The sequence below is a fragment of the Ruegeria sp. CG1 genome, assembly GCF_056537265.1.
Window position 1 is genome coordinate 22,807 of record NZ_JBQFRF010000008.1, and the last position, 15,408, is coordinate 38,214.

Consider the following 15,408-nt stretch of genomic DNA (forward strand, 5'->3'; position numbering starts at 1 on the left):
GGGGGTTGCGAGTGCGCCGCAGACAGATAGTCTGGGCGAAAATCCAACCAGCCGAGACACGCATGACCCTGTCCTTAGCCCCTGCCTCCGACCCATCGCTGCCACTACATGTGTTAGAGCAATCAGATTTTGAAAGCTGGCTGACCGATCAGCCGGATCATATCCGAGCTTGGGTTGCGGCCGATGGGTTTTCCGGAGCTCTGGGTCAAACACTTCTGGTGCCCGGCACAGATGGTAATCCGCAGTTTGCCTTGGCGGGATATGGCAGCGCGGCAAAACGGGTACGCAAGCGATTTCCGCTAGCCGCTGCCGCAGAGTCGCTGCCCAAGGGCACCTATCATATCGCCTCGGGCGTTCCCGCAGATGTGCTTGAGGCTGAATGCCTGGGCTGGCTGATGACGGGATATGCCTTTGATCGCTATGCCGCGCAAAGCCCGGCCAACGCCACGCTTATTGAGCCCGAGGGCATAGATGCCCGGCGGATCGAAATCATGGCCAATGCCGAGGCATTGACACGGGATCTGGTCAACACACCCACTTCGGACATGGGTCCGGCGCAATTACAACACGCGGTTGAGGCACAGGCACGGGAACACGGTGCAGACATCTCGGTCATCACAGGCGATGCGTTGCTGGAACAGAATTTTCCGATGATCCACGCGGTGGGGCGTGCTGCCGAACAGGCCCCGCGTCTGATCGAGATGAACTGGGGCGATCAAGGGCCAAAACTAACATTAGTTGGGAAAGGGGTCTGTTTCGATACAGGCGGCCTGAATCTGAAACCCGGTGCGTCGATGGGGTTGATGAAAAAAGATATGGGCGGAGCGGCCAATGTGCTGGGTCTGGCCCGTATGATCATGGCGCTGGATCTGAAAGTGCAATTACGGGTCCTGATCCCGGCGGTCGAAAACGCAGTAGCGGGCAATGCTTTCCGCCCCGGCGACATCCTGACGGCGCGTAATGGGCTAACGGTTGAGATCAACAACACTGATGCCGAGGGTCGGTTGGTGCTGGCCGATGCCCTTGCTCTGGCGCATGAAGGGGCGCCAAACCTGCTCATCTCGATGGCCACTTTGACTGGCGCGGCCCGGGTTGCATTGGGCGCTGATCTGGCCCCGTTTTATACCGATGACGACAAAGCCGCCGACGTGCTGGCGCGTGCTGGCCGGGCTGCCGCTGATCCGGTCTGGCGTATGCCTTTTCATGACCCCTATGAAGCGATGATCGAACCCGGCATCGCTAACCTCGACAATGCGCCTTCTGGTGGATTTGCAGGCTCTATCACCGCGGCACTGTTCCTGCGCCGGTTCGCTGCCGAAAGTCGCTATATGCATTTTGACATCTATTCGTGGCAACGCAGTAAGGAACCCGGTCGCAGCAAGGGTGGTTTGGGCCAAGGCCCGCGTGCCCTCCTGGGGGCTTTGCCAGAGATCCTTGGCCTATGACTCAGGCGCGCATCATTCAACCGGTCATAGACCTGCTGCGCCACCCTGACGGTCCGCGCGACCGGCAATTGTTGTTCGGCGACATGGTCACTGTTTTGGACGACCAAAACGGCTGGAGCAAGATCTCAGCCAGCAAGGACGGCTATACCGGATGGGTGGCGACGGACCATCTGGGACCAATTGAGCCACAGACTCACTGGATCGTCGCCGCTTCGACCCATGCCTATGAGAAGCCCGATATAAAAAGCCGCGATCTGACCTCTCTTAGCTTTGGCAGTAAAATCAGGGCTCTGTCTGAGGAGGGCGGGTTTCTGGAAACGCCAATCGGGTTCATTCCGGGGGTGCATGCCGTGCCCGCCTATTCCCTGCTGACCGATCCCGTTTCCGCGGCCGAACTTTTTCTCGGCACCCCTTATCTTTGGGGTGGTAACAGTCGATTCGGGCTGGATTGCTCGGGCCTCGTACAGCTCGCACTGCTCGCCTGCGGCGTTCCTTGTCCCGGAGACAGCGGCGATCAGGAACGCGAAATTGGTGGATCGGTGCCCGAGGGCGATCCCGCACGGCGCGGAGACTTGCTGTTCTGGAAAGGCCATGTGGCCTGGATTGCCGCCGAAAACCTTCTACTTCACGCCAACGCCTATCACATGGCTGTCGCGCTCGAACCGATGGATCAAGCGATTGCCCGGATCGCTGCCCAGGGTGACGGGCCGGTTACAGCGCACAAAAGGCTCTAATCCAGGTCAACCGCACGGATAAGCTTGCGTTCCAGAACCCTCAGAACCGCGCGCAGATCGTGCCCGCGCTTCAATATACGCCCATCCATGCCGACCACGGAATACATGCCCTGACGTAGCCGCAGGCGCGGGTGCTTCTCGACCCTGTAAATGGGATGTTCCGCCGTGCGCCGAAAGATCGAAAACACCGCCATATCCCGCAGGTTCGAGATTCCGTAGTCGCGCCATTCACCGGCAGCAACCATTCGGCCATAAACAGACAGGATTTGAGACATCTCGCGCCGGTCAAACGCGACCGGCATCTGGGCAGAGCCGGACCCGAACCGGCTGGGAGGCTGCATGTTCATATGACAAGCCTTGCCGGAAATCGCCGTCGAATCAAGCCCACTGGCATCAAGGTGTTGTATTTTTGGATCGCCCGCCCGCTATCTGCGCCCAACCTGACGGCAAATCAAGATCACCGGCAGCAACCCGACAGCCAGAATAACCAGCGACGGAACCGCTGCACCTTCAAGCCTCTCATCCGAGGCCAGACGATAGGCCTGCACTGCTAGCGTGTCGAAGTTAAAAGGCCGCATGATCAGGGTCGCGGGCAGCTCTTTCATCACATCCACAAAGACAATCAACAGTGCCGTCAGCAATGAAGGCGTAAGGATCGGCAGATGTACCCGGCGCAGCGTTCCTAACGGGGTTTGACCCAGTGACCGCGCGGCGGCATCCATATTGGCGTGAACGGTACTCTGCCCACCTTCATAGGCGCTGAGCGCGGCGGCCAAAAAGCGCACCATATAGGCCGCGATCAACAACCAGATAGATCCCGTGACCAACAGTCCGGTCGAGATACCAAAGGTTTGGCGCATCCACGCATCCAGTGCGTTGTCGAATCCCGCAAAGGGGACGATCAGCCCCACGGCAATCACGCCACCCGGCACCGCATAGCCCAACCGCGCCACATAAGCCGCCATTGCGGCCCCGCGTCCGGGGCGCAGGCGTTGGAAGAATCCTATCGAAATCGCCGCGCTGACGGTGATAACCGCCGCAGTCCCCGCCAGTGTCAGCGAGTTCTGTATGAACCCGATATATCGGCGCGACAGCAGGTTCTGCTCGGATTCCAAACCCATCTGCACCAGGATAACCACAGGCAGAAGGAATCCGAACAGGACGGGAATTGCGCATAGCAGAAATGCCGCAAGTGATTGCCATCCCTTGAGTTGCGCCGCTGGCAGACCTGCGTGGCGCTTGCCTGCCTGATAGTATTTGGCTTTGCCGCGCTGTGTCCGCTCGGCCACGGCCATGACAAGGGCAAAACCCAACAGACAAAGGGCGAGTTGCGCCGCAGCAGCGCGATCAGCCATGGAAAACCAGCTTGTGTAGATGCCAGTAGCAAAAGTCTGCACTCCGAAATAGGCGACTGTGCCGAAATCGGCGATGGTTTCCATAACCGCCAGCAAGACGCCCCCCGCAATCGCCGGTCGTGCCATCGGCAGGGATACGCGCCAAAAGGCATGCCAGGGGCCATTGCCCAGCGCCCGGGCCGCCAGAAAGGCCGTGGCGCTTTGCTGCAGAAATGCCGCGCGCGCCAGCAAATAGACATAGGGATACAACACCAGGATCAACATCACCGCCGCTCCCTCGGTCGAGCGGATCTCGGGGAACCAATAGTCGCGCGGGCCCCAGCCGGTCACATCCCGCAGCGTGGTCTGAACGATTCCGGGGTGATCCAGAATGAAGGTATAGGCATAGGCCAGCACATAAGCCGGAAAGGCCAGCGGCAGGACCAGAGCGATTTCCAGCCACCGCACTCCGGGAAAGCGGGTCATCGTGACCAGCCAGGCAGCGCCGACACCAATCGAAAACGTCCCTGCTGCGACCAGCACCACCAGGATCACCGTGGTCAGCACATAGCCAGGCAAAACAGTCTCTAACAAATGGGAAATTGTGTCGGTGCCACCGGTCACCGCCGCCAGAACAACCGCCACCATTGGCAACAGACAAGCGGCCGCCACGACATAGGCAATGCCGCCCACAAAACGTGTACCTAAGGCGCCGCGATTATGCGTTCCGTGTTCTGAATATTCGACTTCGGCCATGGCGTCTGACTGAGAATCCCATAGGGTCTGCCTTTAATCGACTAAAACTCTAAGAAACACCAGTGGGCCGACTAACAAAAACTGCGGCAATGTTTGCCGCAGATCCCTATTCATAAACGCGCTGATCCTCGATCACCAAGCCATCTTTGGGCAAAGAGCCCGGCGCCACAACTTCAATCGCGCCTTTCAGTTTCAGGACTTCGACCACCGATTTTGCATAGGCACCATCGTTCTCGCAGGGGCTTTCGATCTGAACGGTCATGGTATCCATCTCGCCCTGTCGCGCCGCAATGACACGCGCCTTGACGATTTCATCATGCTTGTCGACCAGCGCGGCCACCTGTTCGGGGCGGACGAACATGCCCTTGATCTTGGTGGTCTGATCGGCGCGACCCATCCAGCCTTTGATACGCATATTTGTGCGCCCGCACGGAGACTCTCCGGGCATGATCGCCGACAGATCACCGGTGGCAAATCGGATCAACGGGTAATCGGGGTTCAGCGTGGTCACAACCACCTCACCTACATCACCAGGTGCAACCGGGGTTCCTGTGCCGGGGGTGACGATCTCAACGATCACGTGTTCGTCGATGATCATACCCTCCATCGCAGGGCTTTCATAAGCTATGTTGCCCAGATCAGCGGTCGCGTAGCATTGCAGGCAGACGATGCCCCGATCGGCGTAATCCTGTCGTAGGCTAGGAAACAGCGCCCCGCCACCCACAACGGCCTTGGAAAATTTCAGCGCGACGCCCATGGCTTCGGCTTTATCAAGAATGACTTTCAGATAGTCGGGCGTACCTGCATATGCGGTGCAACCCACATCGCGCGCAGCGGTCACCTGCAACTCGGTCTGACCTGTACCTGCAGGCAGGACCGACGCGCCAACGGCCTGCGCGCCGCTTTCAAAGATCATGCCCGCGGGGGTGAGGTGATAGCCAAAACAGTTCTGAACGATATCGCCCGGACCAACCCCTGCAGCATTCAGGAACCGGCCCATGCGCCACCAGTCGTGATCAGTGCTGCCGGGTTCATAGATTGGCCCCGGAGATTGAAAGACATGCTGGAAATTCCGCGCCGGTTTGACGGTGAACCCTCCAAACGGAGGCCGGGTGCCCTGCGCCTTTGTCAGATCGGATTTTCGCAGAACCGGCAGTTGTGCCAGCGCCTGCATGTCTGTCACTGTGCCGGCGTCCACGTTGGACAGAATGCCGGCATATCCGGGCGCTTTTTGCGCGCGGGCAATCTGTTCTGGCAAGGCGCGCGCGTGATCAGCGGTGCGCTCGTCAGCGGATCGGGTTTCAAGCTTATCAAAATAGGTCATTGAAATATCCTCCACCCGCTTACAGCCATCTCTTGCGGCGGCGGTATGAGCGCACGTCTCGAAAGCTTTTGCGGCCCTCGTCTGACATGCCGAGATAAAACTCCTTAACGTCTGGATTTTCGCGCAGCTCGGCGGCGGGACCATCCATCACCACGCGGCCAGATTCCAGAATATAGCCGTAATGGGCGAACCTTAGAGCCACATTTGTATTCTGTTCAGCCAGCAGGAAGGACACGCCTTCCTTCTCGTTCAGGTCCCTTACGATGCCAAAAATCTCTTCGACAAGTTGCGGAGCCAGACCCATTGAGGGTTCATCAAGAAGGATGGTCTCGGGCCGTGACATCAGAGCCCTGCCCATAGCAACCATCTGCTGCTCACCGCCCGAAGTATAACCGGCCTGACTACGACGGCGTTCCTTCAAGCGTGGGAAGTAATTGTAAACCAGTTCCAGGTCCTGCTGGATCGCGGCAGACCCGTCCTTACGGGTATAGGCACCGGTCAGCAGATTTTCCTCGACTGTGAGGTGTTCGAAACAGTGGCGGCCTTCCATGACTTGAATGACGCCCTTCTCCACCAAGGCAGCCGGGTCGCTTTCATGCACGCCCTCGCCGCGATATTTAATCGAGCCTTTGGTGACCTCGCCCCGTTCCGAATGCAGCAAGTTCGACACGGCCTTCAATGTGGTTGTCTTGCCCGCACCATTGCCACCCAGTAGGGCTGTGATGCCGCCCTTGGGCACAGTCAGGCTGACGCCTTTCAGAACAAGGATCACATGGTTGTAGATCACCTCGATATTGTTGACCTCAAGCAGGGTTTCCGCCTGCACGTCAGTGGTTTGTGCCGCATCCAACATCAGCGCGTGTCCTTGTGCGAGTGTGGGGTTCGGGGCGGCAGCGATCCGCCGCCCCGTTTGGTTCAGAGCACCTTATTCGCAGCGCTGAGAAATATTGTTCTCAGCAGCATATGCGCCCGAGTCTTCGTCGATCAGTGCGTTGATGACCTCAGCGTCAGTCGGTTCGAAGCCCTGAATCGAGTTCCAGGTACCCGCCGCTGCATCCCACTGAACAACACCGACAAGGCCTGGGCCGCCGTGGTTTTCGCATGAGACCGCGAATTCAGGTCCGAAACCGGCCATACCCAGCGCTTCCATCTTGGCGTTGGTGATCTCCAGCGCCTCCATGCCATCGCGCATCATCGATGCGTCGATCTCGGCAGTGCCGTGCATTTCTTGCGCGGTTTTCACTGCTTCTGCGGCCAGCATCGCAGCATAGAGGCCGCGGTTGTACTGCACCGTACCCAGTTGATCACCGGCGCCTGCAGCTTTGCCCGCATCGACGACATATTTCTTCAGGTCGTCATAGACAGGATAGTCGTCGCCCAGACCGGTGAAGGTCAGCGCTTTGTAGCCGGTGGCCTTATCACCCGCAGGCTCAACATCAAACTCGGCCCCGGACCACCAGACACCGATGAAGTTCTCCATTGGGAAGCGGATATTGGCGGCTTCTTGCACGGCGACCTGGTTCATCACGCCCCAGCCCCACATGATCACATAGTCGGGCTTTTCCCGGCGGATTTGCAGCCACTGCGACTTCTGCTCCTGACCGGGGTGGTCGACCGGCAGCAGGGTCAGGTCATAGCCATGTTTTTCAGCCAGTGTTTCCAGCGTACGGATCGGTTCCTTGCCATAGGCCGAGTTGTGATAGACCAGCGCGATCTTCTTACCGCTCAAGTCGCCACCGTTTTCGTCCAGCAGATAGTTGATCGCGCCCGACGCCCCGTTCCAGTAGTTGGCAGGATAGTTGAACACGTTGCTGAACACCTTACCGTTCGCCGCCGAGGTGCGGCCATAACCCATTGTGTGCAGCGGAATGCCGTCTGCGGTCACTTTAGGGATCAACTGATAGGTGATGCCGGTGGACAGGGGCTGATAGACCAGAGCACCTTCGCCCTTGGTCGATTCATAACATTCCACGCCTTTTTCCGTGTTATATCCGGTCTCGCATTCGATCACGTTGGCCGCAACACCGCCGATACCGCCATCGCGTTCGTTCAGCAGTGTGAAGTAGTCGGCATATCCGTCCGCAAATGGGATACCGCCGGCCGCATAAGGCCCGGTCCGGTAACTGAGCGACGGGAATACGAGGTCGGCCATGACCGGACCTGCGGCCATCACGGCGCCCAGCGCCAGGGTTGCCAGTTTCTTTTTCATCGGGTGTCTCCTCCCTTGGTTGATCCGATGTTGGGTTTCGGGTTTCACACCCGTCTTTTCGTTGGGCCGGTCCTTAGTGCGGGAATGGCCAGAGTCTGAGTTTCTCTTTCGCCACACGCCAGAGCTGCGCCAGACCATGCGGTTCGAGGATCAGGAACATGATGATCAGAGCACCGACGATGACTAGGTTGAGATGCGCGACGATATCCGTGGGCCAGCCCAGCAGATCGACGCCCAGCAGCTTCAGTACAACCGGCAGCAAAACCAGGAAGGCAGCCCCCGCAAAGGATCCAAAAATAGACCCTAATCCGCCGATAATCACCATGAACAGCACCAGGAACGATTTTTGAATGCCGAACACTTCTCCAACCTCGACCGCGCCCAGATAGACCGCAAAGAACAGCGCCCCGGCGATGCCCACAAAGAACGAGCTGACGGCAAAAGCTGTCAGCTTGGCCTTGAGCGGGTTCACCCCGATGATCTCGGCCGCGATGTCCATGTCGCGGATTGCCATCCAGGTTCGACCAGTGGTGCCGCGCGTCAGGTTACGCGCGATGATGGCGCAGACGGTCAGGAAGATCAGGCAGAACAGATAAGTCGCCCATGCCGGAGCATTCGGGCCAGTGATAATGATGCCGAACACATCGCGTTCCGGCGCATTGATCTGGCCAGAGGCCGAGTAGTTGTAGAACCACGGCACCCGGTTAAACAGCCACACAAGAAAGAACTGAGCCGCCAGCGTAGCGACTGCTAGATAGAATCCCTTGATCCGCAGAGATGGCAGACCAAACAAAACACCAACAATCGCAGTGATCCCTCCAGCAAGGATCACATGGATGAACATGCTGACATCGGGAAAGGCCGTCATCAGCTTGTAGCAGGCATAGGCCCCCACTGCCATGAACCCGCCGGTGCCCAGCGAGACCTGCCCGCAATAGCCCACCAAAATGTTCAGCCCGATCGCAGCGATGGCATAGATCAGGAATGGCAGAAGCAGCGCATTGGCCCAATAATCGTTGATGATGAACGGAATTATTCCGAACGCCACCGCCAGAACGACATAGTACCGATACCGGTCAAACTTGATCGGGAAAGTCTGGCTGTCGGCGATATATGAGGTTTTGAAATCCCCGGCCTCACGATAGAACATATCTTACTTTCCCCATTCTTCCTGCGCCCGATTGCGGGCAGCGGCGTCCAGTTGATTGGACCCTTTGGCATATCCGGTGGCCTCGGAAGCGCGCACCAGTTTCATGTAAGCCAGGATGCCCATGACCAGCCCGGCAAAGGCCAGAATTACAGCGATCACAAGTTGGCCCTCGGTCAGATCGCTTGATGTCAGGGCGATGTAGCCGAAAGCCCAAAACCCCGCCCATGCGATCACGTTGATGATGGCAATCAGCTTGGTCACGCCCTACACCCTCTCGATGATCTTCTCGCCGAACAGGCCCTGAGGTCGGAACACGAGGAAGATCAGCGCCAATACATAGGCAAACCAGTTCTCGGTTGCGCCGCCAACCATCGGACCGATCGCGAATTCGAATAGTTTCTCGCCTACACCGATGATCAGACCGCCGACGATGGCCCCGGGGATCGAGGTAAACCCGCCCAGCATCAATACCGGCAGAGCCTTAAGCGCGATCAGCGACAGCGAGAACTGAACGCCCGATTTGGTGCCCCACATGATGCCCGCAACCAGCGCTACAAACCCGGCGACCGACCAGACCATGATCCAAATGAAGTTCAGCGAAATCCCGACCGATAGCGCTGCCTGATGGTCATCCGCCACCGCACGCATCGCCCGACCCTGCTTGGTGTACTGGCTGAACGCCACCAGAGCCGCCACCAGAAGTGCTGCGATGATCGTGGCCACGATGTCCAGATTGTCGATGAAGAAACCGTAGTCGAAGATATTAAAGGTCGTCTCGTCAATCCACAGGTTGATACCCTGCGGCAGACCCACATCCAGCGTCTTGATCTCGGACCCCCACATCAGGTCGGCGACGCCCTCAAGGAAATAGGCCAGACCAATGGTCGCCATGAACAGGATGATCGGTTCCTGTCCGACCAGATGGCGCATGACGAATCGTTGCACGCACCAGGCCAGCAACACCATCACGGCCATGGTCAGAATAATCGCAAGCAACGCGGGCACATTCCAACCAAAATTATAGACATGCGTGCCGAAAGTCGCGTTGATCAGATGCGCAAAAGGTACCTGCCCATTCATGATTCCGACCAGCGTCATCGCCGCAAACAGGGCCATAACCCCTTGGGCATAATTGAAAATCCCCGACGCCTTGTAGATCAACACAAAGCCCAGTGCGACCAGCGCATACAGCACCCCAGCCATCAGACCGTTGAGGATGACCTCCATCGCGAAGATTAATTGTTCAGGCATGCCAGCCCCTCCCCAATTCTGCCCGGACCTCAGTCATGGCTGACCCCCAAATAGGCATCAATGACTTCTTGGTTGTTGCGCACCTCATCCGGGGTGCCGTCACCAATCTTTTTGCCGTAATCCATCACAACCACACGGTCGCTCAGATCCATTACCACGCCCATATCGTGCTCGATTAGCGCAATCGTGGTGCCAAACTCGTCATTCACGTCGAGGATAAAGCGGCTCATGTCCTCTTTCTCTTCGACGTTCATCCCGGCCATCGGCTCATCCAGCAGCAGCAGTTTCGGTTCCGCCGCCAGCGCGCGCGCCAGTTCGACGCGTTTCTTCAACCCGTAAGGCAGGCGGGACACCGGCGTTTTGCGGATGTGCTGAATCTCAAGGAAATCAATGATCTTCTCGACCGCCTCGCGGTTCTCGGTCTCTTCTGCCTCGGCCTTGCCCTTCCACAGCGCTTGCTGAAGAATATTGGTCTTCATAAAACCCAAACGCCCGGTCATCACGTTATCCAACACGCTCATGCCTTCGAACAGAGCGATGTTTTGAAACGTCCGCGCGATCCCCTGCTGCGCCACCTCAAACGGCCGCATCGGAGGGCGCTTGGAGCCGTGAAACCAAACCTCACCTTCTTGCGGGACATAAAAGCCCGAGATCACGTTCAACATCGAGGACTTACCCGCCCCGTTTGGCCCGATGATCGCACGGATCTCACCCTCACGGATGTCGAACGAGATATCCTTGATGGCCACCACGCCGCCAAAGCGCAGGGTGATATTCTTCATCTCCATCACCACACCGCCGATCTTGCGGCCGTCTTCGGTGACATATCCTTCGGAGTTATCCAGCATCAGAACCTCCCTGACACAAAAACGGGACGGCGGGCGGGGCGATGACCGCAGGTCGAGCGGCGCGCGTCAGCCCACTCATTCCGCCGCCACCTTGTGCTGCGCGACCGGAACCACTGGCGCATCGACAATTTCCAACGTCGCAGAAATCGATCCCTTACGACCATCTTCATAGGTCACTTCAGTCGTGGTCGAAACGCTCGACGACCCGTCATACAACGCCGCAATAATGTCGCTGAATTTGTCCTCGACAAACCCACGCCGCACCTTGCGGGTCCGAGTCATCTCGCCATCATCGGCATCCAGTTCCTTGTGCAGAACCACAAAGCGATGCACCTGACAGCCCGATAGCATTTCATCCGCCGCGACCGACTTGTTTACCTCTTCAACGTGGCTCCGAATCGTCTCTAACACACGAGGATGTCCCGCAAGTTCCTGATAGGACGCGTAGGCCACGTTGTTGCGTTCCGCCCAGTTTCCAACCGCTGTCAAATCGATATTGATGAAAGCCACGCATCGATCCTTGCCATTCCCGAACAGCACGACTTCAAGAATATCGGGATAAAACTTCAGCTTGTTCTCGACATATTTCGGCGCGAACATCGAACCATCAGCCATCTTGCCCACGTCTTTGGCACGGTCAATGATCCGTAGATGGCCGGAATTCTCCTCGATGAACCCGGCATCCCCCGTCGCCACCCAACCTTCGGCATCCTTGGTCGAAGCCGTCGAATCCGGGTTGTTGTAATACTCGACGAACACGCCAGGTGAGCGGTAATGAATCTCGCCCTTATCATCGATCTTCAGCTCGACATCTGGGGCCGGAACACCAACCGTATCCGCCCGTACCTCGCCATCCGGCTGCACGGTGATGAACACGGTCGCTTCGGTCTGACCGTAAAGCTGCTTCAGGTTAATGCCCAAAGAGCGGTAGAAATCAAAAATTTCCGGCCCGATCGCTTCACCCGCCGTATAGCCCACACGGAACCGGCCATAGCCAAGCGTATCTTTCAGCGGGCCATAGACCAGCAAATTGCCCAGCGTGTAATTCAGCTTGTCGCCAAAGCCCACCGGCTTGCCGTCCAGCAACAGGCCACCCACCTTCTTGGCATGGGCCATGAAATAATGGAACATGCGCTGCTTCAGCTTGCCCGCATCCTCCATCCGGATCATCACATTGGTCAGCTGGGTTTCGAACACCCGCGGCGGGGCAAAGAAATAGGTCGGCCCGATCTCGCGCAGGTCGGTCATCATCGTGTCGGCGCTTTCGGGGCAGTTCACGCAGAAGCCGCACCAATAAGCCTGACCAATCGAGAATATGAAATCGCCAACCCAAGCCATCGGCAGGTAAGACAGGATGTCTTCGTTCCGGGTAAGATGATCGAATTCCGCCGAGTTCTTAGCACTTTCGATAACATTCCGGTTCGACAGCACCACGCCTTTGGGCTTGCCCGTGGTGCCCGAGGTATAGAGCATCACGCAGGTATCGTCATAGGTGATTGCCGCAATGCGCTTGTCCAGTTCCGCATCAAACCGCGCGTGACCCGCGCTGCCCTCGGCCATGATGTCCTCAAGCGCGTTCATCTGGGAGTGGTCATACTTCCGCATCCCGCGCTTGTCGGTGTAGAGTATGTGTTTGACCTGATGCAGGTTTTCCTGAATTTCAATGACCTTGTCGACCTGCTCCTGATCACCGCAGACCACATATTTCGCGCCGCAATGTTCCAGCACATAGGCCATCTCTTCGGCGACCGAGTCCTGATACAGAGGCACCGGCACCGCGCCTACCATTTGAGCGGCAACCATCGACCAGTAATGGGCGGGACGGTTCCGACCAATCACAGCAATATGGTCACCCTTTTCAACGCCAAGTTCTAGAAATCCAAGCGCGATGGCACGGATTTCTTTGGCGGCTTCCGCCCAGGTCCAGCATTGCCAGATCCCGAATTCCTTTTCCCGATAGGCCGGGGCATCCCCGAACTGGGTCACATTGCGGTGTAATAGCGCCGGAAGAGAGTCCATCCCTTCAGCGCCCGACTGCGTCTGAGCCAATCTTTCTCTCCTCCCCATCCGACCCCTCCCCGGGCCGAAAATGGCGGGTTCGGGATGGTGCCCGAACGCCAATGCCCCGATAAGGGACGTCGTAACGATCAGCGTCAAGTTTTGCCTGATGTTTTCTCAATTCTTACGAATTGTAACAGGGGCGGAGGAGTGAAGTTCCGAGTTGTACAAGATGTAAAAACCGTTGAACTGGATAAACCAGCGCTGCCAAAAGCGAATACAACCGCCGCGTATATTTTGGGCAATACGTGAGTTCGTGATAGAATTGATAATGCATAGAGCTCAGCAGATCATATTTGTGGCCATCGCGATTTTTGTGATCGCTGGTAGCGGGAGTCGACCGATTTCAGCCGATGAGTTAAAGGATTGCCCCGGCCATATTGGTGAACTTGACTTACCCATTGAGTGCATGTGCACAAAAGAGGCGCAACGGATACGGCCGTTCAATGTACAGGGATGCGAAGTGTACGCTTGGTGGAGCAACATTTGTATGGCCGCGGTGCATGCGGGAATTGCTACGCGTGATGGCGGGCCAGTCCGGATCGAACAAAGGGAACCTCAAGCAGAATACGTCGGTTGCCTTCGTAACGATATGTTCAGCAATGACATGCACCACAGTGATTTGCCAAGCTTTGTCGTTTTGCCAGTTGAGTCAGATTAGAGTCTTTTCAGGGGCTTATAGCCAATCCCGCAAAATCGGGATCAACGGCACATCTGCCGCAGGCATCGGGTAGTTCCTCAGATCATTCGCACGCACCCATTTCAGCGCCTGACCTTCTTTCGATTGCGGTATCCCCTCCCATTTGCGGCAGGCAAATAGCGGCATAAGAAGATGGAAATCGTCATAGCTGTGGCTAGCAAAGGTCAGCGGCGCGAGGCACGAGGCCCAGGTGTCGATGCCCAGTTCCTCGTGCAATTCGCGGATCAGGGCGGCCTCGGGGGTTTCTCCGGGCTCGATCTTGCCGCCGGGGAATTCCCACAGACCGGCCATGGATTTGCCCTCGGGGCGTTGGGCCAGCAGGACGCGGCCCTCGATGTCGATCAGAGCGACAGCAGACACCAATACTGTCTTCACGAGCGATAATCCGCGTTGATTTCGATATAGCCGTGGGTCAGATCGCAGGTCCAGACGGTGGAAGCGCCCTGACCCAGTCCCAGATCGACTGCGATCACCAAATCCTGACCTTTCATATAGGCCGCAGCGTCTTCCTCGCGGTAGTCGGGGCTGACCCAGCCTTTTTCAGCCACAAGGATGTCTCCGAACGATATGCTCAAAAGGTCGCGGTCTGCAGCAGCACCGGATTTGCCGATGGCCATGACGATGCGGCCCCAATTCGGGTCCTCGCCCGCGATGGCGGTTTTGACCAGCGGGGAGTTGGCGATAGCCAGCCCGTGGGTTTTGGCATCAGCATCCGTGGCGGCGCCGGTCACACGAATTTCGACGAATTTCGTGGCCCCTTCGCCGTCGCGGACCACTTGCTGCGCAAGGTCCAACATCACTGTTTCCAGCGCTTGCGCGAAAGCGGCATTGCCGGTGGCATCGACGCCCGATGCCCCGGTGGCGCAAAGCAAGAGGCTGTCGGATGTCGAGGTATCGCTATCCACAGTGATGCAGTTGAAGGTCCGGTCGGTCTGCGCGCCCAGCATCGCCTGCAGCGCTGTCTGCTCGATCTGAGCGTCGGTGAAGATATAAACCAGCATCGTCGCCATATCGGGCGCGATCATGCCGGAACCCTTCGCTATCCCCGCAATAGAGACTGTTTGGCCGCCAATATCGACCTGCGCCGACGACCCCTTCGGGAAGGTGTCGGTGGTCATGATCGCGCGCGCCGCGTCCTCGATCGCGTGACGGCTGAGGCCCGCCTTCAACGCCTCAAGCTGTGCAACGATGCGGTCATGGGGCAGCGGCTCGCCGATGACACCGGTCGACGAGGTAAAAACCCGATCTACCTCAACACCGGTAGCTTTGGAGACGGCTTGCGTCACCTCGGCCACTGAGGTCTGCCCGTAATGGCCGGTAAACGCATTGGCGTTGCCCGAATTCACAAGGATCGCTGCAGGCCCGTCGCCGGGCCCGCCGATCTTGTCCTGACAATCCAGAACGGGGGCCGCACGGGTGGCCGAGCGGGTGAACACTCCGGCCACCGAGGTGCCCGGATCAAGAACGGCCAGCATCACATCGGTGCGGCCTTGATATCGGACACCAGCCTCGACAGTGGCGAAGCGCACACCGTCGATCGCGGGCAATTCGGGGAAGGCCGCCGGGGCCAGCGGTGAAACCTTGGTTATCGTGGCCACG

General features: G+C 57.8%; 15 protein-coding genes. 3 read left to right on the forward strand and 12 right to left on the reverse strand.

The window, feature by feature from the left end:
• Positions 1 to 62 precede the first annotated feature (62 nt).
• Together ACR0AU_RS18755 and ACR0AU_RS18760 are read left to right on the forward strand one after the other, a co-directional pair.
• Positions 63 to 1,445, forward strand: a complete 1,383-nt coding sequence (locus ACR0AU_RS18755) for a leucyl aminopeptidase family protein (RefSeq protein ID WP_480796084.1) — start codon at positions 63 to 65, stop codon at positions 1,443 to 1,445.
• Positions 1,442 to 2,179, forward strand: a complete 738-nt coding sequence (locus ACR0AU_RS18760) for a C40 family peptidase (protein WP_480796085.1) — start codon at positions 1,442 to 1,444, stop codon at positions 2,177 to 2,179. The genes ACR0AU_RS18755 and ACR0AU_RS18760 overlap by 4 nt, the downstream gene beginning before the upstream one ends.
• Here the strand turns inward: ACR0AU_RS18760 and ACR0AU_RS18765 are convergent.
• The 10 genes from ACR0AU_RS18765 to ACR0AU_RS18810 form a co-directional block, all read right to left on the reverse strand.
• On the reverse strand, positions 2,176 to 2,526 hold the full coding sequence (locus tag ACR0AU_RS18765) for a DUF2794 domain-containing protein (protein WP_170399260.1): 351 nt from the start codon (positions 2,524 to 2,526) through the stop codon (positions 2,176 to 2,178). The two genes, ACR0AU_RS18760 and ACR0AU_RS18765, sit on opposite strands and share 4 nt — an antisense overlap.
• Before the next feature lie 78 nt (positions 2,527 to 2,604).
• Positions 2,605 to 4,269 carry an ABC transporter permease gene (locus ACR0AU_RS18770; protein WP_170466711.1) on the reverse strand — a complete coding sequence of 555 codons (1,665 nt, stop codon included), beginning with the start codon at positions 4,267 to 4,269 and terminating at the stop codon, positions 2,605 to 2,607.
• Between the two features lie 106 nt (positions 4,270 to 4,375).
• Positions 4,376 to 5,593 (reverse strand): phenylacetate--CoA ligase family protein, encoded by a 1,218-nt coding sequence (locus ACR0AU_RS18775; protein ID WP_480796086.1) that lies wholly within the window; start codon positions 5,591 to 5,593, stop codon positions 4,376 to 4,378.
• Positions 5,594 to 5,612: 19 nt separating this feature from the next.
• Positions 5,613 to 6,446: an ABC transporter ATP-binding protein gene (locus ACR0AU_RS18780; RefSeq protein ID WP_170399269.1), complete on the reverse strand. Its 834-nt coding sequence runs from the start codon at positions 6,444 to 6,446 to the stop codon at positions 5,613 to 5,615.
• 72 nt (positions 6,447 to 6,518) lie between these two features.
• Positions 6,519 to 7,802, reverse strand: coding sequence for an ABC transporter substrate-binding protein (locus ACR0AU_RS18785; RefSeq protein WP_170408764.1), 1,284 nt, complete (start codon positions 7,800 to 7,802; stop codon positions 6,519 to 6,521).
• Positions 7,803 to 7,875: 73 nt separating this feature from the next.
• A complete protein-coding gene (locus tag ACR0AU_RS18790; protein WP_170627000.1) occupies positions 7,876 to 8,952 on the reverse strand; it encodes a branched-chain amino acid ABC transporter permease in 1,077 nt (358 codons plus the stop codon).
• Between the two features lie 3 nt (positions 8,953 to 8,955).
• A complete protein-coding gene (locus ACR0AU_RS18795; RefSeq protein ID WP_170408766.1) occupies positions 8,956 to 9,213 on the reverse strand; it encodes a hypothetical protein in 258 nt (85 codons plus the stop codon).
• Positions 9,214 to 9,216: 3 nt separating this feature from the next.
• Positions 9,217 to 10,203: a branched-chain amino acid ABC transporter permease gene (locus ACR0AU_RS18800; RefSeq protein WP_170408767.1), complete on the reverse strand. Its 987-nt coding sequence runs from the start codon at positions 10,201 to 10,203 to the stop codon at positions 9,217 to 9,219.
• Between the two features lie 29 nt (positions 10,204 to 10,232).
• A complete protein-coding gene (locus ACR0AU_RS18805; RefSeq protein ID WP_170399285.1) occupies positions 10,233 to 11,051 on the reverse strand; it encodes an ABC transporter ATP-binding protein in 819 nt (272 codons plus the stop codon).
• Positions 11,052 to 11,126: 75 nt separating this feature from the next.
• Positions 11,127 to 13,070: an AMP-binding protein gene (locus ACR0AU_RS18810; protein WP_480796100.1), complete on the reverse strand. Its 1,944-nt coding sequence runs from the start codon at positions 13,068 to 13,070 to the stop codon at positions 11,127 to 11,129.
• A 448-nt stretch (positions 13,071 to 13,518) separates the two neighbouring features.
• Here ACR0AU_RS18810 and ACR0AU_RS18815 point away from each other — a divergent pair, with 448 nt between their 5' ends.
• Complete coding sequence (locus tag ACR0AU_RS18815) at positions 13,519 to 13,770, forward strand: LCCL domain-containing protein (protein ID WP_480439489.1); 252 nt, start codon at positions 13,519 to 13,521, stop codon at positions 13,768 to 13,770.
• Positions 13,771 to 13,785: 15 nt separating this feature from the next.
• Here the strand turns inward: ACR0AU_RS18815 and mutT are convergent, their stop codons facing one another.
• Together mutT and argJ are read right to left on the reverse strand one after the other, a co-directional pair.
• Positions 13,786 to 14,184, reverse strand: a complete 399-nt coding sequence (gene mutT / locus ACR0AU_RS18820) for an 8-oxo-dGTP diphosphatase MutT (protein ID WP_170334201.1) — start codon at positions 14,182 to 14,184, stop codon at positions 13,786 to 13,788.
• Positions 14,181 to 15,407 (reverse strand): bifunctional glutamate N-acetyltransferase/amino-acid acetyltransferase ArgJ, encoded by a 1,227-nt coding sequence (gene argJ / locus ACR0AU_RS18825; RefSeq protein WP_170399294.1) that lies wholly within the window; start codon positions 15,405 to 15,407, stop codon positions 14,181 to 14,183. Before argJ ends, mutT begins: the two co-directional genes overlap by 4 nt.
• Position 15,408: the final 1 nt, after the last annotated feature.